Origin of the sequence: Algoriphagus yeomjeoni (assembly GCF_049821175.1) — a bacterium.
Taxonomy (GTDB): Bacteria; Bacteroidota; Bacteroidia; order Cytophagales; family Cyclobacteriaceae; genus Algoriphagus; species Algoriphagus yeomjeoni_A.
In genome coordinates this window covers 4,063,241-4,085,452 of the sequence record NZ_CP187512.1, presented here as the reverse complement: position 1 = coordinate 4,085,452, position 22,212 = coordinate 4,063,241, and the positions used below count along the sequence as shown (strand labels likewise).

The following is a 22,212-nucleotide window of genomic DNA, read 5'->3' as shown; positions in this document are numbered from 1 at the left end:
TCTGTTGAGCTAAGCTCAAATCATTGAAGCATTCACTACTTCCTTGATATCAGCAATAAGCTTTTTGGCCAAATGCTCAGCGGTTGCTTCTGATTCAGACTCTGAGTAAATCCGAATGATCGGCTCCGTATTTGACTTCCGCAAATGTACCCATTCCTTTTCAAATTCGATTTTAACGCCGTCTATATCGTTGATTGGGTGGTTTTTATATTTCTTTTTGATCTCAAGCAAAATTTTATCGACATCAATCTCAGGAGTGAGTTCGATTTTATTTTTTGAAATGTGATAGTTCGGATAAGTAGCTCTGAGTCTGGAAATGGTCTTTCCAAAATTAGCTAAGTGAGTTAAAAACAACCCGATTCCCACCAATGCATCACGACCATAATGAGAAGTTGGATAGATGATACCACCATTACCTTCACCTCCAATGATTGCATTTACAGCTTTCATTTGATTGACTACATTCACTTCTCCAACTGCTGAAGCATTGTAAGTTCCGCCTCTTTTTTCTGTCACATCGCGAAGTGCTCGGGTAGAGCTAAGGTTCGAAACAGTATTTCCTGGAGTCTTAGAAAGTACATAATCCGCTACTGCAACAAGCGTATACTCTTCGCCGAAAGCAGATCCGTCTTCATTGATGAATGCCAAACGATCTACATCAGGATCTACAACGATGCCCAAATCATAGCTTCCGCGCTCTAATTTGCTCGAAATATCTCTTAGATTCTCTGGAAGTGGCTCCGGATTATGAGGAAAATGACCATCAGGAGTACAGTACATTTCTTCTATTTCTGTGACACCAAGGGCTCTTAGCAACATTGGCACAGCGATTCCTCCGGTGGAATTCACAGCATCCACTACTATTTTGAAATTTCTAGCTTTAATGGCTTCAACATCTACTAGCTCAAGGTCTAATACATGCTGAATATGGCGCTCGATGTAATCATTGATTTGAGAATAGCTACCGAGTTTTTTTACTTCTGCGAAAGCAAAGTCTTCTCTATCAGCTTTGTCCAGAATGTCCTTTCCTTCAGCGTCTGAAATGAACTCTCCTTTGTCATTCAGTAGTTTCAAGGCATTCCACTGCACTGGATTATGGCTTGCAGTCAGGATAATTCCTCCACCGGCTTTTTCCAAAGGAACAGCAAATTCTACCGTAGGAGTGGTACTTAAACCAAGATCGATCACATTGATCCCCATTCCTTGGAGCGTAGCAGAAACTAATCCAGATACCATCTCACCGGAAAGACGTGCATCTCTACCGATAATTACCTTAGGATTATTTGTTTTCTCGAGTACCCAAGCTCCATATGCAGAAGCAAATTTGACTATATCTATGGGAGTAAGTCCATCGCCGGCCTTTCCTCCGATGGTACCTCTGATGCCAGAGATTGATTTAATTAGTGACACGTATGGTAATTTGATTTGATTAAAAACTAATAAATCCCGTCAGTAGACAGGATTATCTCTATTTGAATTTGGCCATGACCTTATCCACTTCATTATCGGGGTTTCCACAGCTGGTATCACCATCCATAGTCTTTCCACAGAATCCACAGGTCGCTCCTTCCTTATTGAGAAAGGGACTTTGAGAGGCACAAGTGCCCTTGAATTCGCCGTTTTTGAGGAATATTAGCCTTACAGACATCATAATGAAGAATAAAGCAACGAAACCAAGGGTAAGAAATACGGTTGTCATAACGGATAAATTTGCGCAAATTTAAGGCTTTACTTCGAAAACGTCCACAAACCTAGCATAGTTTCCTCACCCATGACAAATTTGAGTACCCGAGCCGAGAAATTGGCAGCTTTTGACAGACTACTTACCATCATGGATGAACTCAGGGAACAATGCCCTTGGGATAAAAAACAAACGACAGAAAGCCTCAGACATTTGACGATCGAGGAAACTTTTGAGCTTTCGGATGCAATTCTCGAAGGAGATGCGGATGAAATCAAAAAAGAATTGGGAGACATTCTCCTTCACATCGTCTTTTATGCACGAATAGGATCGGAAGAAGGCAATTTCGATATGACTACGATGATTGATGCGCTTTGCGAAAAGCTAATCCGTCGTCATCCTCATATTTATGGTGACACCCAAGCAGAGGATGAAGAAGCTGTGAAGCAAAACTGGGAGAAAATAAAGCTGACCGAAAAAGGAAATAAATCTGTTCTTGGAGGAGTTCCAAAATCACTTCCTGCACTGATCAAAGCGATGAGGATTCAGGAAAAAGCCCGTGGAGTTGGTTTTGATTGGGAAGAAAAAAGCCAAGTTTGGGAGAAAGTGGAGGAGGAAATGCAGGAATTCAAAGAAGAATTCAATGTAGCAGAAGAAAAGGAAATCGATCCCGATAAAGCCAGTGGAGAATTTGGCGACTTGTTATTTTCCTTGATTAATTATGCCAGATTTATAGACATCAATCCTGAGGAAGCTTTGGAACGAACCAACAAAAAATTCATTAAGCGGTTTCAATATTTAGAAGCTGCCGCAAAAGAATCTGGTAAAATGTTAAGCGAGATGACTTTGGCAGAGATGGATGTTTATTGGAATGAAGCGAAATCAAAGTCTAATGGCTGAAATCAAAAATCTGAAATTCGTTAAACTTAGTACGCGTACTTCAGACTAGATACTTAAAATTTGATACTTGATACTTAAAAAAATATGGCAAATAATATCATCTACACCAATGAGGCTCCAGCACCAATTGGGCCCTATTCTCAAGCTGTTTTGGCAGGAAATATACTTTATGTATCAGGTCAAATTGCTTTGGATGCCGAGACTGGAGAACTTATCAATGAGAACATCACGGAAGAGACTCACGCTGTGATGAAAAACCTTGAAGCAGTGCTTCGTGCAGCAGATTACACCTTCGCCGACATCGTCAAATGCAGTATTTTCATAAAAAACATGGATGAGTTTGGCACAATCAATGAAGCCTATGGACAGTACTTCAAATCGAACCCACCTGCACGAGAAACTGTAGAAGTGAGTAAACTTCCTAAAAATGTCAATGTGGAAATCTCCTGTATAGCCTTTAAATAGCCATTTTTGAACCTGCTCCCATACGATAGCGAAACCTTAGTCAGCGCTCTTTCTAAAGAAGAGGTGCTAAGTCATTTGAATCGTGTGACCAAGGAAGTCAATTACTTAGATCAAAGAACTAGAGCCAAGGGAGATATTCTCTTCAATGGCATTGTGGGTCAGAAAGGTTTTAGAATATCAAAAGTCGTCGATAGAGCTGATACATTTCTCCCGCTAATTTTGGGCAAGATCGAAACAACTCCACGGGGCTGTATTCTCTTTATAAATTTCAGATTATTTCCGGGAGCACTATTTTTCTTAGGTTTTTGGTCAATCATTTTACTCGGTTTCACCGCATTTTACTCTTTTATCATACCAAATTATACGTATGCCACCCTTTGTTTTATCCTCAGCTTGGTGAATTACATCATTGCAATGTATTTCTTCAATAGACAAGTGAAGGCTTCACGGAAAGTTTTTCACCAGCTGATCAACTTCCAAATGAAGGATTAACCCTTCTATTTTTAGGGATAAATGGCTTTTGGGCGTAATTTAGAGCCGCAAAAAAGAATTAATAAAACATACAATATGAGCATCCGCATAGAAAAAGACACCATGGGACCTGTAGAGGTACCTGCTGACAAATACTGGGGCGCGCAGACCCAAAGATCTATTAACAACTTCAAAATCGGCGGCGAAAAAAACCGCATGCCTCTTGAGATCACCCACGCCTTTGCGATTTTAAAAAAAGCAGCTGCGCAAACAAATGCGGAACTTGGCGTTTTGGATCAGGACAAAGCTGATATCATCGGTAAAGTATGTGATGAAATTCTGGAAGGAAAGCATGACGATCAGTTCCCGCTGGTCGTATGGCAAACTGGCTCAGGCACGCAATCAAACATGAACTCAAATGAGGTAATTGCCTACAGAGCGCACGTACTTCTAGGAGGTTCTTTGGAAGATACCAAAAAGAAAATCCATCCAAATGATGATGTAAACAAATCTCAATCTTCCAACGACACCTACCCGACTGCTATGCACATTGCTGCATACAAAATGGTGATGGAAACTACGATTCCAGGAGTAGAGAAATTGAGAGATACGCTTGCAGAAAAAGCTGAAGCTTTCAAAGATGTGGTGAAGATCGGCCGTACACACTTCATGGATGCTACTCCTCTTACGCTTGGTCAGGAGTTTAGTGGATATGTAGCCCAGTTGAATCATGGATTAAAAGCCTTGAGAAACACCTTATCACACCTTTCAGAATTAGCATTGGGAGGAACTGCAGTAGGAACTGGACTAAACACTCCAAAAGGATATTCTGAATTAGTAGCAAAGAAAATCGCTGAGCTTTCTGGACAGCCATTCGTGACAGCAGAAAATAAATTTGAAGCACTTGCTGCTCACGATGCCATGGTAGAATCTCACGGTGCACTGAAGCAATTGGCAGTTTCTCTGATGAAAATTGCAAATGACGTGAGAATGCTTTCTTCTGGTCCAAGATCAGGAATAGGTGAGATTTTGATCCCTGAAAATGAGCCAGGATCTTCTATTATGCCAGGCAAAGTCAATCCAACTCAAGTTGAGGCTATCACCATGGTCGCAGCGCAAGTGATGGGCAATGATGTGGCTATTTCCATCGGAGGGTCTACAGGACACTTTGAACTGAATGTGTTCAAACCTTTAATCGCGGCGAATTTCCTTCAGTCTGCACGATTGATCGGCGATGCATGCATTTCTTTCAATGATAACTGTGCAGTAGGCATTGAGCCAAATACCCCAATGATCCAGAGACATTTGGAGAATTCATTGATGCTGGTAACAGCATTGAATCCGCACATCGGATATGAAAATGCAGCAGCTATCGCCAAGAAAGCACATAAAGAAGGTACAAGCTTAAGAGAAGCAGCGATTGCACTTAATTTATTGACTTCTGAGCAATTCACTGAATGGGTAAAACCAGAAGAGATGACGGGAAGTTTAAAATAAAAATCAATTAGCTTTAAAAATAAAAATGGTCCCTTCAGTGATGTCGGGACCATTTTCATATGGTGTTACTTTGTCGGTATCTCAATAGTGTCCTTTGAAAGTTTCTGAGCTATATATTCTTTTAACTGTTCAAAATTCATATTTAAGGTTTCCTCAGATATTTTCTCTCTTGCTTGACGCATCATTTTAACTGCATCGAATTTTTTTTCCTTATTAGTTTTCATAGCTAATCAAATCTTTGGGACTTCTAATTTCAATAACGGGATAACCCAATTTAAGATTTACTGAGTTATAACCATTTATCCGTTGAAGATTAACAATATGTTTAAAGTTCCAACTTGCCAACACATCAACTTTGTAAATAGTTGCAAGAGCAATATGCCTACAGTCCTCAAGACTCGTTTTTCCAACTACTCTTTCGCTTATGTAAGCATCTGCCAAATCAACCGCCTCCCGTGTTAATTCAACTTTCTCAAAAACGTCCTTACCAAAAGAATAAAGTAAATGCTTTACTCTATCAGGAGCATTTAATAATTCAAGCAATACTAGATCCGAGATAACAAATCTAACTTCTCCCTCTTCAAACATTCTGAAAAAGGATCGGGTGACATCTTTAAATTCTTCATCAAAGTAACCGCCTACTATTGAGGTGTCAATGTAAATACGTTGTTTATGCATATTTCATCCTCAATTTAGATCTACTTACTCATTCGGTGTCAATGGATTTGACTTTCTGATCAATCCATCTGGCAATTCACCCTCTGTACTTGCTACAATTGTACAAACTGTGGCATCTCCAGTGACATTCACCACCGTTCGGAACATATCCAAAATACGATCCGGAGCGATAATCAATGCGATCCCCGCAGCAGGAACCCCAATCGATTCCAATACAATAATCAACATAATCAATCCTGCCCCAGGAACTCCGGCAGAGCCAATAGAAGCTAAGGTAGCTGTCAAAACTATCATTAATTGCTGCGTCAAGCTCAAGTCCATGCCCAGTGCCTGAGCGATAAACACCGCTGCCACTCCTTGGTATAGGCTGGTTCCATCCATATTCACTGTAGCTCCCAAAGGCAAAACAAAACTGGAAATCTCCTCAGAAACTCCCAATTCTTCCTCCACTTGCTTCATCGTCACAGGAAGCGTAGCTGAACTGGAACTAGTGGAGAACGCCAGCAATTGAGCTGGTCTTATAGCTTTGAAAAAATCCTTGTATTTCACCTTGGTAAAAGCCATCAAAATCGCCGGATACACGATCAAAATCATGGTAAACAAACCTCCCAAAACAACTAGGCTATATTTTAATAAAGCCATCAAAAGCTCAACGGCAGAATCTGGATTTTCACCTGCAATCTCCACAATCAATGATGCCATCAGCGCAAAAACCCCGATAGGAGCTATCATCATGATGTAATTTACTATCTGAATTATGACATCATTAAGGCCATCAAAAAACGCAACCACAGGCGCAGCCTTACTCTTTTGGACCTGTAATAGTGCGATACCAATTAGAATCGCGAAGAATACCACCTGTAGCATGGCAGCATTATCTGTGGTAGCTCTAAACACATTGTCAGGTACAATATCCACTAAAGGCTGTAAAGGGCTTTGTTTTTGCAATTCCTCAGCCTGACCCAGTCTCGAACCCGCATCGCCTTCATACAAACTCATCAAATTCTCCCTAGTTTCTGGAGGCAAGCTTTTTCCTGGTTTGAATACATTTACAAGCAACAATCCTATCGAAACTGCCAAAACAGTGGTAACTAAATAAGTACCAATCGTTTTTCCTCCAATCCTGCTCAATTTGGAAATGTCTCCCAAATTTGAAACCCCAACAATCAAAGATGCCAATACCAAAGGCACGGCAATCATTTTAAGGGCATTGATAAAAATCGTCCCAAATGGCTTAATGTAATCTATAGTAAACGAATTGGGGATTGAAGTCTTAATGACCACTAAACCGAAAATCAACCCCAGAACAAGTCCGATGATAATTTGGGTATGTAAGGGTATCTTTTTAAGCATATAGATGGGTTTAGAAGTCTTGCAGTTTATTACTTTTTGACAACAAAATATAATCAGCTATGACCAAAGCGGCCATTGCTTCCACAATCGGTACGGCTCTAGGTACCACGCATGGGTCATGACGTCCTTTCCCAGACACTACTATATGTTCACCAGCTTCATTTACCGAATCCTGATCCATCATGATAGTAGCTACCGGCTTGAAAGCCACATTGAAATAAATATCTTCCCCGTTGGATATTCCACCTTGAATTCCTCCAGAATGGTTAGTCAGCGTACGTACTTTATCTCCTTCTTGGACAAAAGTATCATTGTGCTTGGAGCCTCTCATTTTCACACCTTCAAAACCGCTTCCATATTCAAAGCCTTTCACCGCATTGATACTTAGCATTGCTTTACCTAACTCGGCATGCAATCGATCAAATACCGGCTCTCCGATTCCAGCAGGCGTATTCTTGATCACGCAAGTCACTACTCCCCCAATGGTATCACGATCCTTTCGAACAGAATCAATCAACTCAATCATTTCCTCTGCCTTTTCTGGATCAGGGCATCTCAGGATATTTTCTTCAGCTTTGCTGAGATCTAATTCAGTATAACTTTTGTCCAGTTTCAATTCACCAACCTGCGATACAAATGCTTGCACACTGATCCCTTTGGTATTCAAAAGTTGCTTTGCCAAAGCCCCAGCAACAACTCTTGCCGCAGTTTCTCTTGCAGAACTTCTCCCTCCTCCACGAAAATCACGTAATCCGTATTTCTCGAAATAGGTGAAATCAGCATGTGATGGACGAAATTTATCCGAAATATGGGAATAGTCTTTACTTTTTTGGTCTGAGTTATTGATCACAATTCCGATCGGAGTACCAGTAGTTACTCCTTCAAATACTCCTGATTTAATCTCAAACTCGTCTTCTTCCTTACGCTGAGTGGTGATTTTGGACTGTCCCGGCTTCCTGCGTTGCATCTCTGCAATAAGCTTTGCCTCGTCTATTTTTAGTCCTGCAGGGCATCCTTCAATGATTACCCCTAAAGCTAGCCCATGTGATTCACCAAATGTGGTGATCTTGAATAGCTTTCCAAATGAATTGCCCATTATCTCTTTCTAATTATCAATACAGCCAATAAAGCTACTGAGATCAGCAGCAAAACGTTGATTGCGATTGTAAAATAGTATTTATATTTCTCGTTTAAAAACCTGTTGTCTTCAGTAGAAATTCGGTCGTAAAGCCCTCCTAATCTTTGGCTGGAAATCGCCTGATTTGCTTTACTTTCTCCCACTACTGTAATTTTAGCCTCAGGCCTTAAGGTATCATAAACAGCACGCTCTGGATCAAAATAAACCCATTCGAAATTCTTCGAAAGATCTATCTCCCCTGCCTCGTTGATCGTGATGTAATAATTGAATTCTTTGATCCCTGAAACCCGGCCGTACCCTCTATTTATCTGTTGGCGGACATTAGGATCATAGGTATTCAGATTAGCCATTGGAATCCTTTTAGGAGCTGAGATCGCATTGATATTTCCGACTCCACTGATGCCGAAATTATAGTCAAATCCCTGACCAGTCTCTACTTCTATATTTTTAATATTTTCCCTGAGCTGAAATTGCCCCACGCTCACCTCATTTTTAAGTGGATGAGGAGGAAGAGGTTTCACTTTTATAGTCTTTGGGTTTGAGTAAAAAGTCTTAAAATCCTCCTGTCTATTTGCTCCAAAGAAGGTAGGATTCTTGGCGATTTTATATTTGATCATTTCCCAAGGAATTCTCGGGATGACTAGCTCCCCTTCAGAAAATGGGAAAAACGTCGCCTCATAAACCTTAAACTTTGTCCACCTTTTTCCATTGATGGTAACCTGCTCTCTATCGATATTGCTAATGTTGAAATTCTCCTCCCATGCATTTGTAGGTTTTATTTTCTTCAAAATATCATCCAGCTGTCTACCGGCTTCATGAAAACTAAATGCGGCTTGATTTGCCTCAGACATATAAAAGGCCAAACTAATATTTACCCCTTCTCCTTGATAGACTTCCTCTTTATCTACAGTGACAGAGAAGAATGCGTCATCTTCTACCTCCACATATTCAGGATCTTCTACTGCAGATCTCCCAAAAAAATCAGCAAAGGGATCTGAAGCTTGATTTCGTCCACTACTAGTACTCACTGGGTCAACTACTGTTATTCTTTTTCCCGCTGAGGGATAAGCTTGCCCATTAATGGAAAGCTCAAAAGACGGTAAAGTAAAATCTCCTTTCCTGCTCGGCTTATAATACTGTATGATGCTATTAGAGCTGCTCATCTGACCGTTGATGAGGTTCATCGAGGAGGACTGAGAAATTCCTTGTTTTTGGAAACTGGGTATCTCAGGAAACTGATCGTAGGATTTGATTTTTTCGTTGCTGAGGGTTACTTTAATGGTGAATGTTTCATTCAAACCGATCTCATCAGGCCCAAGCTCTATTTGAACATCCTGAGCCATAGCCGTTCCTGTAAACAGAAAAAGGCAACATACGAAAATGATTCGGGCAAGCGTTTTAATCATGATTGCGAAAATAGGGAATATTCTACTCTTTGATTTCTAAAATAACGCAACATCTATAGAAATGCCTTCGTATTGAAACTTAAAATCAGTTAAAAACCTAAACTCTTTAGAAGACTATGATCGAATATGTAAAGACTATCTTACAAAAGGTCAGCTTTTCAAAATATTTATTTGAACGTGAGCTGAGAAAAGGACTAAGGTTAATCTCTCCGTCAGATATTCAGGAATTCAAAGACTGGTGTTATCTGATGTTTGGCAAAATACACCAGGTAATCTTGAATAGATATTTCGAACCCGCATTATAACTTAAAAGCCCCAACCAAAATCTGGAAGGGGCTTTTTCATTTATGGTAGTTGGTATTTTTTTAATCTTTTGTTGCAAAATCAGGGTAAGCACGCATGCTGTGCTCGTTGATATCCAAACCTTCAGTTTCTTCTGCTTCATCCACTCTGATTCCAATTGTCTTTTTCAAGACAAAGAATATCACGCCAGCAAAAATTACGCAGAACACTCCTACTGCTACGACTCCAATCAACTGAGAAACAAACTGGCTAACACCAGCCAAATCTCCGAAGATACCTACTGCCAAAGTACCCCAGATACCACCAACAAGGTGAACTGAAATAGCTCCAACTGGATCATCCACTTTGATTTTATCAAAGAAAACAACTGCTAGCACGATCAAACCACCGCCAATCAAACCAATAATGATGGAAGAGTTCACACCCATTTGGTCAGCTCCAGCGGTGATTCCCACCAATCCTGCCAAAATACCATTCAATACCATCGTGATATCGTAGGTTTTGAACATTAAATAGGAAACGATCAATGCTCCGAAAGCTCCTGCTGCTGCAGCCATGGAGGTAGTAACAAATACTTTAGACACTAAACCAGGATCGGCACTAAGCACAGATCCGCCGTTGAATCCAAACCATCCAAACCACAACAAGAACACGCCTAGTGTAGCTAATGGGATATTATGACCAGGAATCGCAGTCATACCTCTTGAAGTATATTTGCCAATTCTTGGACCTAAAAGTGCTGCACCGATTAGCGCTCCCCAACCACCTACAGAGTGTACAATGGTGGATCCTGCGAAGTCATAAAATGGTGTTTCCAGCGTATTAAGGAAGCCTCCACCCCATTTCCACATACCTACGATAGGGTAACAAATCCCAACATATAGGAAGGAGAAAAAGATAAACGGGCCAAGCTTAACTCGCTCTGCCACTGCACCAGATACGATAGTAGCCGCCGTTGCTGCAAACATCGCCTGGAAAATAAAATCTGTAAAGAAGGTATAGCCAGCATTGTATTCACTGGTATCCCACCCATCAGGAAGGCTAAGTCCAAAACCCGCAAACCCAAAGAATGAGCCTGCATATTCTGCTCCAGGGTACATGAGATTAAAGCCAACAAAGGCGTAAGTCAAAAGCCCAATCGCAGGGATTATGGTATTCTTGAATAGGATGTTAACGGTATTTTTTGAGCGTGTGAGCCCAGCTTCCAAGCTGGCAAAGCCCAAGTGCATGATGAATACCATGGTAGTGGCGATCATCATCCATAAGTTATTTACGGTAAATAATTCTTGCATGTGATAAAATAGGTTCGGTAGATAAATGAGTAAAATTAAAGTGCCTGCTCGCCGGTATCGCTGTTTCTGATACGATAAGCATCTAGCACATCATAGACGAAGATTTTCCCATCTCCTACCTGACCTGTTTTACCTTCTGTTAGGATACAGTTAATTACAGGCTCCACCAATTCTTCTACAGTGACGATCTCAATTTTAGTTCTAGGAATGTAAGCAGGCTCATAAGGAACACCTCGATACATTTCAAGCCTGGCATGCTCCAAGCCCATCCCTTTTACCTCATAAAAGGTGAGAAACTTCACCCCAAGAGCAGCCACACAGGTGTGGATCTGGTCAAAGCGGGAAGTCCTGATAATCGCTTCAATTTTTTTCATTTTTTCAATGGGTCTAATGGTTTTTTGAATTAATGGCATAAAACTAAACAGAAAATTAAATTAATTCATATTTCGGGTAAATTTTTACCCAATTATTAAAATTCGCACCACTTATTATCAAATTAAAGAGATTAGGAAACCCTATATCTGAAATAAAAATCATTGAAACCTCAAATTCACGTTTAAATTAAAACCAATTGTATTTGGTGAAAGAGCAAAGTTCTCTTGCCCTCCTAATAGAAAAACTTATTTTTGCCTTCGATTTACAAAACCTACTATGAACCAGAAACCAACACTTTTATTACTTGCTGCAGGAATGGGGAGCCGCTATGGCGGAAATAAACAAATCGATGGATTTGGCCCTAACGGAGAGACTATCCTTGAGTATTCTATTTTTGATGCACTTAGAGCCGGTTTTGGCAAAGTTGTATTTATCGTCCGCGAAGAAATCCTCGAAGTCGCCAAAGAAAAATTCCTCCCAAAACTTGAAGGCAAGATTGAAGTTGACTTTGTGATTCAGTCGCTTGATAGCTTTGTACCTGCAGAATTGAAGCAAGCCGATCGTAAGAAGCCCTTTGGAACGGCTCATGCCATGCTTTGTGCGAAAGACGTTATAAAAGAGCCTTTCGCTGTCATCAATGCAGATGATTTCTACGGAAGAGAAGCTTTTGAAGCTATCGGCAAATTCCTCACTTCTGAAGTAAAATCAAATCTCCACGCGATGGTTGGCTATGCAGTACAAAATGTGCTTTCTGAAAATGGCACAGTAAGTCGGGGAGTCTGCGAGACCAATGAAAAAGGTCATCTGATCGGAATGGTAGAAAGAACTTCCATTGCACGGGAAAACGGGAAAATCCTCAGCAAAGGTGAGAACGATATTTTAGAAATTGCTGAAGGAACGCCAGTAAGTATGAATTTCTGGGGTTTTCATCAAGATGTTTTTGCTGACATCGAGAAGATGTGGAATGAATTCCTTCCAGCTAATCTTGAAAACCTTAAATCAGAATTCTACATCCCAACGGTAGCCAACAACCTGATCAAAGCTGATGAAGCAGCCTTTGATATTTTGGAAGGTGGTAAGACTTGGTTTGGGGTCACCTACACAGAAGATAAACCTGTGGTGATAGATTCACTGAAAAAATTACATGATGCCGGAGAATATCCGGCTGATCTATGGAAATAATATAAAGGAGCTTCGGCTCCATTTTTTATGTCTCGATATTAATAACTCCTTCTTTTAACGAAAAGAAAGAAACCTCAGAATCCAACTTTGAAAGTATCTTCTTAGATCTTTCCGGCCGCGCATCGGTCAAAAATATCTGTCCAAAGGTATGTTGCGAAATAAGCTGCATCATTTGGGCAATCCGCAGATCATCTAGCTTATCAAAAATATCGTCCAGCAATAGAATAGGTTTTTCGCCTTTCTCTTTTTCGAAAATCTGGAATTGGGCTAGCTTAAGCGCTATAATGTATGACTTCTGCTGTCCTTGGCTTCCAATCTTCCGAATAGGATGCTCACCTATCATAAAGCCGAAATCATCTTTGTGAATTCCCGCATTACTATTTTTGGTGATCATATCCTTTCTCCGAAGGCTTTTGAAATACTCTTCAAAATCAGCTCGTAAAGCTTCGGTTTCATAAATCACACTGACTAGCTCTTGACCCTGAGAGATCTCCGAGTAGTGACTTTGTAATAAGGGAGCCATTTCTGTCAGAAGCTCATTTCTTCTTGCTGCTAGGACGATACTAAGTTCGATTAACTCCGAATCGTAATTATCCAAAAGTGTCAAATCCCGCCTTCCAGTTTCGGCAAACTTCTTCAGCAAAGCATTCCGTTGTTTTAAAAAGTGATGGTATCGAATCAATTGGTCGAGGTACGCATGATCAAGCTGAGAAATCAGTCCATCAAAAAACTTTCTACGACCATCGCTCCCTCCTTTGATCAGCTCGGTGTCATCAGGGGCAATTAAAACCAAGGGAATCAGTCCTACATGCTCGGAAGTTTTCGACAGCGCCTTTCCATTTTGATAGATCTGCTTCTTTTTTCCCAGTTCTACCGTACATCTCACCTCCAACTGCTTTTCTTCCGCCAGTTCAAATTGCCCTTTGATCGCAAAGAAATCTTTCTCGTGCTGCACGTTAAGACTATCGCTGGATTGTACAGCGCTTTTGGTCAAAGACAGGTAGTGAATCCCATCCAGCACATTGGTTTTCCCACTGCCATTTAATCCTACAAAGCAGTTGATTTCGGTGGAAAATTGGAGTCGAGTCTTCTCATGATTTTTGAATTGTAAGAGTTCGAGAGACTTCAGGTGCATGAGATTGGGTAATTATTTCGAAGGGAGCCTGTTATTTAGGGCGGGTTGATTATATTTGGAACCTAAAATTAGCATATTTTCATCATTACGATATGGCAAAGAAAACTGCAGCAACGAAGTCCAAAGTAAAATATTCGAAGGAAACTTACACCTTTTGGTACGAGAGCATGCTCTTAATGAGGAGGTTTGAGGAGAAAGCGGGGCAACTTTACGGTCAGCAAAAAATCAGAGGATTCTGTCATTTATATATTGGTCAGGAAGCCTGTGCTTCTGGTGCTATTTCAGCATTGACCAAAGACGACAAGTGGATTACAGCATATCGCTGTCATGCTCACCCACTTGGGTTGGGTACTGATCCAGGAGCTGTGATGGCAGAACTTTTTGGCAAAGCGACTGGTACTACCAAAGGAAAAGGTGGTTCTATGCACATTTTTGATAAGGAGAAAAACTTCATGGGAGGTCACGGAATCGTAGGAGCACAAATTCCTATGGGTCTTGGAATGGGCTTCGCAGAAAAATACAAAGGCACCAAAAACCTGGCAATTTGCTACATGGGTGATGGTGCTGTCCGTCAGGGAGCTTTTCACGAAGCGCTAAACTTGGCCATGCTTTACAAGACTCCTGTGATTTTCGTCATTGAAAATAATGGCTATGCAATGGGTACTGCCGTAAAAAGATCTTCGAATGTAGAAGACCTTTCTACTTTGGGAGAATCTTATGATATGCCTTCTTTTGCAGTGGACGGAATGAACGTTGAAGCCGTTCACGAAGCAGTAGCTGAAGCTGCTGATAGAGCGAGAAGAGGCGATGGCCCAACTTTGCTGGAGATGAGAACTTACCGATACAAAGGACACTCCATGTCCGATCCACAGAAATACAGAACGAAAGAGGAAGTAGAAGAATACAAGCAACGTGATCCTATGGAGCAGGTGCTTGCTACGATCAAAGAAAATAATATTCTTACCGAAGAGGAGATAGAAGAAATCGTAAAAGGCGTAAAACAAAAGGTAACAGATGCGGTGAAATTCGCTGAAGAATCCCCTTGGCCTGACGGACAGGATGCTTTCAAGGATGTTTACATCCAGGAAGACTATCCATTTGTAATGGAATAAATTTAAAAAACGTAACGTCTTAAAAGCCATGAAGACAGAAAGCCTTCATGGCTTTTTTATTGGGCTTTGTAGAAAATATAAAAACCGTATATTTGCGGCTGAAATTTGAGTAGCATGGCAACGAAACAAACTAAAAGAGTACAACCTGAGCAGCACAATGATCTTTTGGAAGATCCTTCTGAGATTGCATCGAGATTAGGTAAAGGTGAGGCTTTTTTAAAGCAGAATAGTAAGGTACTAGCTGGCGTATTAATCGCAGCGGTGATTTTGATCGGAGGAATTCTATTTTTCCAGATCAATAATCAAAACCAAAATGAGGAAGCACAGAAGGAAATGTTCCAAGCGGTATATTTCTACGAGCAAGACAGTGTTCAACTTGCCTTGAATGGCGACGGTATCAATGATGGCCTTCTTAACATCGTAGAAGAATACCCAAGAACTGACGCGGCAAATCTTGCGCATTTCTACATTGGATCTATCTATCTTTCTGAGAGAAAATACGAGGAAGCAATCACTGAATTGGAGCAATTCTCCGCTGATGATTTCTTGGTACAGGCAAAAGCTTATTCCCTAATCGGAGATGCAAACATGGAGCTTGGCAACACGGATGCAGCTATTTCTAATTATAAGAAAGCTGCTGACTACGATGAAAACAAGTTTTTCACCCCAAAGTATTTGACCAAACTTGCTATTGCTCAAGAAGAGGCAGGTAATATTTCAGAAGCAATTGCAGCTTACACTGAGATCGAAGAAAAGTATTTCGAATCATTCGAATTTTCTGCAGCACGAAAACATAAAGCTCGCTTAGAAGGTCTTGCCTCTAAGTAATGCTTTTCCTATAGCATACTAGAAGAGTAAGGCCCTGCGGTCTTACTTTTTTTTTGTTTATAACACTTTATAAAGAATCTATCAATGGCAACTTCTCTTAAAAACCTAAGCGCTCATTCTTCGAAAAACGTACAAGATATTAGTAATAAAACTTTTGGAATCATCGTCTCCGAATGGAATGAAGATGTGACAGAAGCACTCTATTCAGGTGCTTACCAAACACTTTTGGAAAATGGAGCGAAGAAAGAAAACATCATTCGGAAAAATGTTCCAGGTTCATTCGAACTAACGCTTGCTGCGCAATGGCTGGCCCAAGAAGAAAGCATCGATGCTGTGATCTGTTTAGGTTGTGTGATCCAAGGAGAGACCAAGCACTTTGATTTCATCTGTGATGCGGTTGCACATGGGATCACAAATGTGGGATTGAAATACAATAAGCCAGTGATATTTGGAGTATTGACGCCAAATACTCAGCAACAGGCCATGGATCGTGCTGGCGGAAAGCATGGCAACAAAGGCGACGAAGCAGCTATTACTGCTGTGAAAATGCTTGGATTCTAAGACAAAAACCTATTAACCTTTTAAGCATATGAAAATCATGAAATTTGGAGGCACTTCTGTGGGCCGTCCAGAACGCATGCACCAGGTAAAAGACCTGATCACACGTGGTGATGAATCAAAAATCGTAGTTCTTTCCGCCCTTTCCGGCACGACCAATTCTTTGGTAAGCATCGGAGAAGCGCTTGCAGCTGCAGATAAAGTGCTGGCAAAGTCAAGAATCGATGAGCTGCATGCCCATTACACTGACTTTTACCCAAAATTGGTAAAGACTGAAGCTGCACAAGAAAAAGCTCAGGAAATTATCAAGGAGCACTTTGAGTTTTTGAATATTCTGTTGAAAATCTCTTTCAATGAAGCTATCAACCGTGATATTCTAGCACAAGGTGAATTACTTTCTACCAAACTGTTCCATACACTTTTGGAAGAACTGGAAATTCCTGCTGTGTTCTTATCGGCTTTGGACTTCATGAGTATTGATGAGAATGCAGAACCTGAATTGCAGAAAATCTCCGACAGACTTAAAGCAATTCTTACTCAGCATCCAGATGACACGATTTTCATCACACAGGGATTTATTTGTAAGAATCACCTGAATGAAGTGGATAATCTGAAGCGTGGCGGATCAGATTACACTGCTTCTTTGGTAGCTGCCGCTATCCAAGCCACTGCCTGCGAGATCTGGACAGATATCGACGGCATGCATAATAATGATCCTCGTATCGTGGATAAAACACGTCCAATCGCCGAGATGTCTTTTGACGAAGCGGCAGAGCTTGCTTACTTCGGAGCGAAAATCCTCCACCCTGCGTCTATTTGGCCAGCACAGCAATTTAACGTACCAGTGAAATTGCTTAACACCATGCAACCTGAAGCTCACGGAACGCTGATCAAAGCTGAAGTGGATTCGGTTGGTGTAAAAGCAATCGCTGCCAAAGACGGGATTACTGCCATAAAAATCAAATCCAGTCGTATGCTTTTGGCTTATGGCTTCCTGAGAAAGGTGTTTGAGATTTTCGAGAAGTATAAAACTCCTATAGATATGATTACCACTTCGGAAGTGGCAGTATCGGTGACCATTGATGACTTAAGTCATTTAGAGCATATTTTAGAAGAGCTAGGAACTTTCTGTAGCGTAGAAGTGGATCGAGATCAGACAATCATCTGTATCGTTGGGAATATGGTTTCTGAAAGTAAAGGAGCTATTCAATCTGTGATTGATTCACTGATAGAATATCCTGTTCGGATGGTTTCCTTTGGGGGTAGTCGCCATAACGTTTCCGTTTTGGTAGATTCCAAATTCAAAAAGGAAGCATTGCAAAGTCTAAATCAAGACCTCTTTGCTTGGTAAAATACATAGCCGGCCTAGCGCCGGCTATTTTATTTAGACTCATTCTTATTACTTTTGGGGGATGTCAGTGGAAAACGATAAACCAGGCTTTCTTCAGCGCCTACAAACCAAGTGGAAATTGGACAGCCTGCTTCAGGTCGTTTTAGTTCTGGTGGTTTTTGCCTGCACCGGCTTTACCATACTTTTTATCAAGAATCCAATTCTTGACTTTTTCGGTGTAGAGAAAGGTGGCTTAGTCAACACTGTACTTTATTTACTTTTGGTTCTGCCGCTTTATCAAATCTTCCTACTTATTTATGGCTTTATTTTCGGGCAGTTTAAATTCTTCTGGGAAAAGGAGAAACAGATTTTTAGAAGGATTCGAGGATTATTTTCGAAGAAAAATAAATAAAGCATTTTTTGTTTTTCTGGTAACATTTTTGCTACTTTCTATCATGAAAGTTAGGGAGCTATTAAAGCTTTTGAAAAATGATGGGTGGTTTGAAAAGACTCAAAAAGGAAGTCATTTACAACTTGAGCATTCCTCAAAAAAGGGAAAGGTCACCGTTCCTATTCATGGAGGAGAAATACCGATCGGAACTTTGAACTCAATTTTAAAACAAGCTGCATTAAAATAAAAAATTGTGAAAAAGATAAAAATTGAATTGATAATTGAAAAATCAGAGGGGATACTTTGGGGGAGAGTGAGTTATAAAGACAATTTAATCACAGAAACTGCTTCTAATTTAACCGACCTTCAGAATAAATTTTTTACTTTATTAGATGACTTTGAAGGCTTAAAAAGAGAACAAGTAGAGATGGAATATTTCTATGATGTTTATTCTTTATTTCAACAATTTGACTTTTTAAACATTAGCAAAGTGGCTATTCATGCTAATATGAACCCTAGCTTACTTAGACAATATGCTTCTGGCGTGAAAAACCCTTCCGCAGAGCAAGCTTCTAAAATTGAAGCTACTCTCCACTCCTTAGCAGAGGAATTACGACAAGCGCAAGTATTAGTAAGCTAGCTAATCAAGAAATCCTACTCCAGTTCACCGCAGTTTTCTTTTGCTGCTTAATCTGTCGGAGAATTGGCACATTTTCTGGCTGAACCAATTCTGGATCGTTTACTAAAAGTTGTTGGGCAGCATCTCTTGCCAACGTCAAAATCGGCGCATCTTTACTCAAGTCTGCAATCAGCAAATCTGTAATCCCGCTCTGCTGGGTTCCCATCAAATCTCCAGGACCACGCAAACGCAAATCCACATCAGCAATCTCGAAACCATCGTTTGTACGAACCATAGTATCCAATCGCACCCTAGAATCCTTCGATAGCTCATACTTGCTCATCAGGATACAATAACTCTGCTCAGCACCTCTTCCCACTCTTCCTCTCAGCTGATGTAACTGAGACAGCCCAAATCGCTCAGCATTCTCAATAATCATCACCGAAGCATTGGGCACATTTACTCCCACCTCAATTACTGTTGTAGCCACCATGATTTTCGTTTCGCCTTTCACGAAGCGTTGCATCTCGTATTCCTTGACATCTGCTTTCATCGAGCCATTCACGATGCTGATCGGATAGTTGGGAAAAGCTCGGGAGATGCTTTCGAAGCCATCCATGACATTCTTCAAATCCATTTTTTCAGACTCTTCGATCAGTGGATAAACGATATAAACCTGTCGTCCCTTTTTGATTTCCTGATTTATAAAACCAAAAACCTTCAAGCGATCCTTATCATATCTATGTACGGTCTGAATAGGCTTTCTCCCCGCAGGCATCTCATCAATCACCGACACATCCAGATCTCCATAAAGTGTCATCGCAAGCGTCCTAGGAATAGGAGTAGCAGTCATGACTAGCACATGAGGGATGAACTCTTCATTCTTAGCCCAAAGTTTCGCCCGCTGGGCTACGCCAAAACGGTGTTGCTCATCCACGATCGCTAATGCCAAGTTCTGGAACTGCACCACATCTTCTAAAAGTGCATGGGTTCCGATCAGAATTTTAAGTTCGCCGGAAAGCAATTCTTCGTGAATGACTTTTCGTGCAGACTTCTTTGTGGACCCAGTGAGCAAAGCAATTTTCAACCCCATCATATCCGCGAACTCCTTCAACCCGGCATAATGCTGCGTCGCCAATATCTCCGTCGGAGCCATCAGGCAGGCCTGCGCTCCAGAACTGATTGCAATTAATGCACAAATAAATGCAACCATCGTCTTTCCACTGCCCACATCTCCTTGAATCAGCCGGTTCATCTGTTTCCCAGACTTGAGGTCACCATAAGCTTCTCGGATTACCCGCTTCTGTGCATTGGTCAGTTCGAAAGGAATATGATTGGTGTAAAACTCGGTGAGTAGCTCCGTATTGTTCAAAATCTGCCCTCGGAATTTTTCAGTTCGAGTCAATTTTAACATCAGGAGACGGAGTTGCAAATAGAAAAACTCCTCGAATTTTAATCGCTTTCTAGCTCGTTGTAGCAGGTTTGGCTCAGTAGGAAAATGAATCTGCCGAATAGCCTCTTTTTTCCCAATGAGCTGATATTGCTGCAAAATCTCCTCAGAGATCGTCTCCTGAATATGAGGAAAGCAAACCTGTACCAACTGCTCCATGATTTTGGAAATCCCTTTGGAATCCATAAATCTGGCTCTCAGCTTTTCTGTGGTAGAATAAACCGGCTGAAAATTATTTCTTTTCTCATTTGCCGAAGTAAGCGGCTCCATCTCTGGGTGTGCAATACTCCACTTTCTGCCGAATTGTGCCGGCTTTCCAAGGAAAACATAGGCAGCGCCCGGAGCAATATTCTTTTGAACCCAGGCGATTCCTTTGAACCAAGTCATTTCCATCTCCCCAGTTTCATCTGCCACATGTGCTACGAGTCGCTTTTTATTGCCCATTCCTACGAGCTCTACCTTTCGGATTTTTGCAATAACCTGCACAGATTCCATCTCGGAATGAAGTTCTCGGATCTTAAAAAACTTCGTTCTATCCTCGTATCGAAACGGGTAATGCTGCAACAATTCCCCGAAGGTGAAAATATTCAACTCCTTGTTGATCAGAGCGGCACGCTGTGGACCTACTCCTTTGAGAAATTCTATCTTGGTGTTAAAAAAACCGGACAAGGAAAATTGATTTTTGGGTTAGGACAAATTAAACCCACTCAGTCCAATTGCCAATAAAAATGACTGGAATTGTCTGAAATCAATTTTACGACTGAGTAACTGATTTCCAGATTTTCTCTAATTCAGGCTTACTAGTTTGAATACTTTTCAGCAAAATCATTTGGTTTTTTGCACGATCCAAGTTCTGCAGAGGATAATCTACTTTGTAATACACATTGCCTTGCAGGTGATCTGTGAAAAAACGAAGCCCCATAATGCAGGTCATTACCTCACCAGCCAAAAGAAAGGATTTAGTTTCATCTTTGGTAGCAAGTGATTTCACTCCTCCCCAATAACCTTTCAATAACTGCTCAAAAACAGGGATTTCAAGTTTAATCTCATCCCAACTCTGACTAGTCTCTGATACAGAGCAGGCTACTGTACGAACCAAATCGCCAAAGTCATACATCAAGAATCCGCTCATCAGGGTATCCAGATCGACCAAAGCCTCCACTTTTTGAAAGTCATGAGAAAAAATCAGATTATTGATCTTAGTGTCGTTATGCGTAAGACGTTCTGGAAGGGTGCTTTGTAATTTCTGATACGCATCAATAAGATCCTTTTGTCCCAAGTAGAAATTTAATACCTCCTGATCTACTTGTGAAACAGATCCCTTCTCAGCAGCAACTTCCTTAAGCTTTGCAAAGCGCAAATCCAAGCGATGGAAATTTGGAATAGATTCCAGTAATTGATCTGTATCTACATCCTTTCCCCATGCAGCAAAGACTCCGTAAGCTTTTGCCGCCAAATATGCTTGATCCAGAGCTGTGATTTCTTGGATTGTCTGACCCGAGACAAATTCAAATAATCGAAAAAGCCGGCTGCCTACAGTAGTAATCAATCCATTATTTGAATTCAATATAGGTAACGGAAGCTGAAAAGGGAGAAATGTGACGTTTCCTTGAGATTTCACCAACCGCTGATTGTGCGAAATTCGATCAGGAAATTGGAAAACGTCATTATTGAACTCCTGCAAAATAAATTTAGAAGCTTCAGTCTCTATCAAATAGGTACCATGGATCAATCCTGCTCCGAAAGCCTGAAATTCAAATTTTTCGAATGAATCAAATGTATAATTAGCCAGAATGGCGGCGATATCTTCCTTATTCATGGTCCAAAGCTATAGGATCGTGGTCAATTCTGAATTACCTCAAGAAGAAAAATCTAAGCAAAGTATGAATTGAATCCCTATGCGATCTCATGTAATTCAGGTGGAATTATATTTTTAAAAATAAAAAGCAGATTATATTTCGCAAAAAAGCTGACTTGCCAAAATTCTGCGCAATCTTCGACAAAGTCTTTTCCTGTTTGATAGAAAATAAATACATTAGTGAAATTTA

General features: G+C 40.8%; 24 protein-coding genes. 12 read left to right on the top strand and 12 right to left on the bottom strand.

What is annotated here, in order from left to right:
- Positions 1–15: 15 nt before the first annotated feature.
- Entirely contained in the window at positions 16–1,410 is a 1,395-nt protein-coding gene (gene glmM, locus ACPUEN_RS16635) for a phosphoglucosamine mutase (protein WP_425637030.1), read from the bottom strand.
- A gap of 58 nt (positions 1,411–1,468) precedes the next feature.
- Positions 1,469–1,699: a hypothetical protein gene (locus ACPUEN_RS16630; RefSeq protein ID WP_111609983.1), complete on the bottom strand. Its 231-nt coding sequence runs from the start codon at positions 1,697–1,699 to the stop codon at positions 1,469–1,471.
- A 72-nt stretch (positions 1,700–1,771) separates the two neighbouring features.
- On the opposite strand from ACPUEN_RS16630, the gene mazG reads away from it, so the two are divergent.
- The 4 genes from mazG (at position 1,772) to fumC (ending at position 5,014) form a co-directional block, all read left to right on the top strand.
- Complete coding sequence (mazG, locus tag ACPUEN_RS16625; protein WP_425637029.1) at positions 1,772–2,581, top strand: nucleoside triphosphate pyrophosphohydrolase; 810 nt, start codon at positions 1,772–1,774, stop codon at positions 2,579–2,581.
- A gap of 84 nt (positions 2,582–2,665) precedes the next feature.
- Complete coding sequence (locus ACPUEN_RS16620; protein WP_425637027.1) at positions 2,666–3,046, top strand: Rid family detoxifying hydrolase; 381 nt, start codon at positions 2,666–2,668, stop codon at positions 3,044–3,046.
- 6 nt (positions 3,047–3,052) lie between these two features.
- On the top strand, positions 3,053–3,538 hold the full coding sequence (locus ACPUEN_RS16615) for a hypothetical protein (protein ID WP_425637025.1): 486 nt from the start codon (positions 3,053–3,055) through the stop codon (positions 3,536–3,538).
- A 75-nt stretch (positions 3,539–3,613) separates the two neighbouring features.
- Positions 3,614–5,014, top strand: a complete 1,401-nt coding sequence (gene fumC / locus ACPUEN_RS16610) for a class II fumarate hydratase (protein WP_425637024.1) — start codon at positions 3,614–3,616, stop codon at positions 5,012–5,014.
- Between the two features lie 65 nt (positions 5,015–5,079).
- Here the strand turns inward: fumC and ACPUEN_RS16605 are convergent, their stop codons facing one another.
- The 7 genes from ACPUEN_RS16605 to ACPUEN_RS16575 all read right to left on the bottom strand — a co-directional run bounded on the left by ACPUEN_RS16605 (position 5,080) and on the right by ACPUEN_RS16575 (position 11,558).
- Complete coding sequence (locus tag ACPUEN_RS16605; RefSeq protein ID WP_425637023.1) at positions 5,080–5,238, bottom strand: hypothetical protein; 159 nt, start codon at positions 5,236–5,238, stop codon at positions 5,080–5,082.
- Entirely contained in the window at positions 5,228–5,692 is a 465-nt protein-coding gene (locus ACPUEN_RS16600; RefSeq protein WP_425637021.1) for a hypothetical protein, read from the bottom strand. Before ACPUEN_RS16600 ends, ACPUEN_RS16605 begins: the two co-directional genes overlap by 11 nt.
- Positions 5,693–5,716: 24 nt before the next feature.
- A complete protein-coding gene (locus ACPUEN_RS16595; RefSeq protein WP_425637020.1) occupies positions 5,717–7,045 on the bottom strand; it encodes a dicarboxylate/amino acid:cation symporter in 1,329 nt (442 codons plus the stop codon).
- 10 nt (positions 7,046–7,055) lie between these two features.
- Entirely contained in the window at positions 7,056–8,141 is a 1,086-nt protein-coding gene (gene aroC / locus ACPUEN_RS16590) for a chorismate synthase (RefSeq protein WP_425637019.1), read from the bottom strand.
- Positions 8,141–9,589, bottom strand: a complete 1,449-nt coding sequence (locus ACPUEN_RS16585; protein WP_425637018.1) for a BatD family protein — start codon at positions 9,587–9,589, stop codon at positions 8,141–8,143. Before ACPUEN_RS16585 ends, aroC begins: the two co-directional genes overlap by 1 nt.
- A gap of 365 nt (positions 9,590–9,954) precedes the next feature.
- The gene (locus ACPUEN_RS16580) at positions 9,955–11,184 is read right to left on the bottom strand and encodes an ammonium transporter (RefSeq protein WP_425637017.1); all 1,230 of its coding nucleotides are present in this window, start codon (positions 11,182–11,184) and stop codon (positions 9,955–9,957) included.
- Between the two features lie 35 nt (positions 11,185–11,219).
- Positions 11,220–11,558, bottom strand: coding sequence for a P-II family nitrogen regulator (locus tag ACPUEN_RS16575; RefSeq protein ID WP_111318903.1), 339 nt, complete (start codon positions 11,556–11,558; stop codon positions 11,220–11,222).
- Between the two features lie 277 nt (positions 11,559–11,835).
- On the opposite strand from ACPUEN_RS16575, the gene ACPUEN_RS16570 reads away from it, so the two are divergent.
- Positions 11,836–12,741 (top strand): sugar phosphate nucleotidyltransferase, encoded by a 906-nt coding sequence (locus tag ACPUEN_RS16570; protein WP_425637016.1) that lies wholly within the window; start codon positions 11,836–11,838, stop codon positions 12,739–12,741.
- Positions 12,742–12,766: 25 nt separating this feature from the next.
- Here ACPUEN_RS16570 and recF read toward each other — a convergent pair whose 3' ends face one another.
- On the bottom strand, positions 12,767–13,876 hold the full coding sequence (gene recF / locus ACPUEN_RS16565) for a DNA replication/repair protein RecF (RefSeq protein WP_425637015.1): 1,110 nt from the start codon (positions 13,874–13,876) through the stop codon (positions 12,767–12,769).
- Between the two features lie 92 nt (positions 13,877–13,968).
- Here recF and pdhA point away from each other — a divergent pair, with 92 nt between their 5' ends.
- The 7 genes from pdhA to ACPUEN_RS16530 all read left to right on the top strand — a co-directional run bounded on the left by pdhA (position 13,969) and on the right by ACPUEN_RS16530 (position 18,735).
- Positions 13,969–14,988, top strand: coding sequence for a pyruvate dehydrogenase (acetyl-transferring) E1 component subunit alpha (pdhA, locus tag ACPUEN_RS16560; protein ID WP_425637014.1), 1,020 nt, complete (start codon positions 13,969–13,971; stop codon positions 14,986–14,988).
- Between the two features lie 114 nt (positions 14,989–15,102).
- The gene (locus tag ACPUEN_RS16555; protein ID WP_425637013.1) at positions 15,103–15,816 is read left to right on the top strand and encodes a tetratricopeptide repeat protein; all 714 of its coding nucleotides are present in this window, start codon (positions 15,103–15,105) and stop codon (positions 15,814–15,816) included.
- 84 nt (positions 15,817–15,900) lie between these two features.
- The gene (gene ribH, locus ACPUEN_RS16550) at positions 15,901–16,377 is read left to right on the top strand and encodes a 6,7-dimethyl-8-ribityllumazine synthase (protein WP_425637012.1); all 477 of its coding nucleotides are present in this window, start codon (positions 15,901–15,903) and stop codon (positions 16,375–16,377) included.
- Positions 16,378–16,405: 28 nt separating this feature from the next.
- Positions 16,406–17,725 (top strand): aspartate kinase, encoded by a 1,320-nt coding sequence (locus ACPUEN_RS16545; RefSeq protein WP_425637011.1) that lies wholly within the window; start codon positions 16,406–16,408, stop codon positions 17,723–17,725.
- Positions 17,726–17,786: 61 nt separating this feature from the next.
- Entirely contained in the window at positions 17,787–18,116 is a 330-nt protein-coding gene (locus ACPUEN_RS16540; RefSeq protein WP_425637010.1) for a DUF6787 family protein, read from the top strand.
- A complete protein-coding gene (locus tag ACPUEN_RS16535; RefSeq protein WP_425637009.1) occupies positions 18,022–18,342 on the top strand; it encodes a type II toxin-antitoxin system HicA family toxin in 321 nt (106 codons plus the stop codon). Before ACPUEN_RS16540 ends, ACPUEN_RS16535 begins: the two co-directional genes overlap by 95 nt.
- Positions 18,343–18,348: 6 nt before the next feature.
- Positions 18,349–18,735 carry a hypothetical protein gene (locus tag ACPUEN_RS16530; protein WP_425637007.1) on the top strand — a complete coding sequence of 129 codons (387 nt, stop codon included), beginning with the start codon at positions 18,349–18,351 and terminating at the stop codon, positions 18,733–18,735.
- Positions 18,736–18,739: 4 nt separating this feature from the next.
- Here the strand turns inward: ACPUEN_RS16530 and recG are convergent, their stop codons facing one another.
- Entirely contained in the window at positions 18,740–20,833 is a 2,094-nt protein-coding gene (recG, locus tag ACPUEN_RS16525) for an ATP-dependent DNA helicase RecG (RefSeq protein ID WP_425637006.1), read from the bottom strand.
- An 85-nt stretch (positions 20,834–20,918) separates the two neighbouring features.
- Complete coding sequence (locus tag ACPUEN_RS16520; protein WP_425637005.1) at positions 20,919–21,983, bottom strand: phosphotransferase enzyme family protein; 1,065 nt, start codon at positions 21,981–21,983, stop codon at positions 20,919–20,921.
- Between the last annotated feature and the right edge of the window lie 229 nt (positions 21,984–22,212).

Excerpts from the sequence above, each read along its gene's own strand:
- fumC (WP_425637024.1), top strand. The coding sequence starts at position 3,614 with ATGAGCATCCGCATAGAAAAAGACACCATGGGACCTGTAGAGGTACCT.
- ACPUEN_RS16630 (WP_111609983.1), bottom strand. The coding sequence starts at position 1,699 with ATGACAACCGTATTTCTTACCCTTGGTTTCGTTGCTTTATTCTTCATT.
- ACPUEN_RS16600 (WP_425637021.1), bottom strand. The coding sequence starts at position 5,692 with ATGCATAAACAACGTATTTACATTGACACCTCAATAGTAGGCGGTTAC.
- ACPUEN_RS16535 (WP_425637009.1), top strand. The coding sequence starts at position 18,022 with ATGGCTTTATTTTCGGGCAGTTTAAATTCTTCTGGGAAAAGGAGAAAC.
- ACPUEN_RS16585 (WP_425637018.1), bottom strand. The coding sequence starts at position 9,589 with ATGATTAAAACGCTTGCCCGAATCATTTTCGTATGTTGCCTTTTTCTG.
- recF (WP_425637015.1), bottom strand. The coding sequence starts at position 13,876 with ATGCACCTGAAGTCTCTCGAACTCTTACAATTCAAAAATCATGAGAAG.
- ACPUEN_RS16580 (WP_425637017.1), bottom strand. The coding sequence starts at position 11,184 with ATGCAAGAATTATTTACCGTAAATAACTTATGGATGATGATCGCCACT.
- ACPUEN_RS16575 (WP_111318903.1), bottom strand. The coding sequence starts at position 11,558 with ATGAAAAAAATTGAAGCGATTATCAGGACTTCCCGCTTTGACCAGATC.
- ACPUEN_RS16520 (WP_425637005.1), bottom strand. The coding sequence starts at position 21,983 with ATGAATAAGGAAGATATCGCCGCCATTCTGGCTAATTATACATTTGAT.
- ACPUEN_RS16545 (WP_425637011.1), top strand. The coding sequence starts at position 16,406 with ATGAAAATCATGAAATTTGGAGGCACTTCTGTGGGCCGTCCAGAACGC.
- ACPUEN_RS16540 (WP_425637010.1), top strand. The coding sequence starts at position 17,787 with ATGTCAGTGGAAAACGATAAACCAGGCTTTCTTCAGCGCCTACAAACC.
- pdhA (WP_425637014.1), top strand. The coding sequence starts at position 13,969 with ATGGCAAAGAAAACTGCAGCAACGAAGTCCAAAGTAAAATATTCGAAG.
- ribH (WP_425637012.1), top strand. The coding sequence starts at position 15,901 with ATGGCAACTTCTCTTAAAAACCTAAGCGCTCATTCTTCGAAAAACGTA.
- aroC (WP_425637019.1), bottom strand. The coding sequence starts at position 8,141 with ATGGGCAATTCATTTGGAAAGCTATTCAAGATCACCACATTTGGTGAA.
- mazG (WP_425637029.1), top strand. The coding sequence starts at position 1,772 with ATGACAAATTTGAGTACCCGAGCCGAGAAATTGGCAGCTTTTGACAGA.
- ACPUEN_RS16620 (WP_425637027.1), top strand. The coding sequence starts at position 2,666 with ATGGCAAATAATATCATCTACACCAATGAGGCTCCAGCACCAATTGGG.
- ACPUEN_RS16605 (WP_425637023.1), bottom strand. The coding sequence starts at position 5,238 with ATGAAAACTAATAAGGAAAAAAAATTCGATGCAGTTAAAATGATGCGT.
- ACPUEN_RS16570 (WP_425637016.1), top strand. The coding sequence starts at position 11,836 with ATGAACCAGAAACCAACACTTTTATTACTTGCTGCAGGAATGGGGAGC.
- ACPUEN_RS16595 (WP_425637020.1), bottom strand. The coding sequence starts at position 7,045 with ATGCTTAAAAAGATACCCTTACATACCCAAATTATCATCGGACTTGTT.
- ACPUEN_RS16555 (WP_425637013.1), top strand. The coding sequence starts at position 15,103 with ATGGCAACGAAACAAACTAAAAGAGTACAACCTGAGCAGCACAATGAT.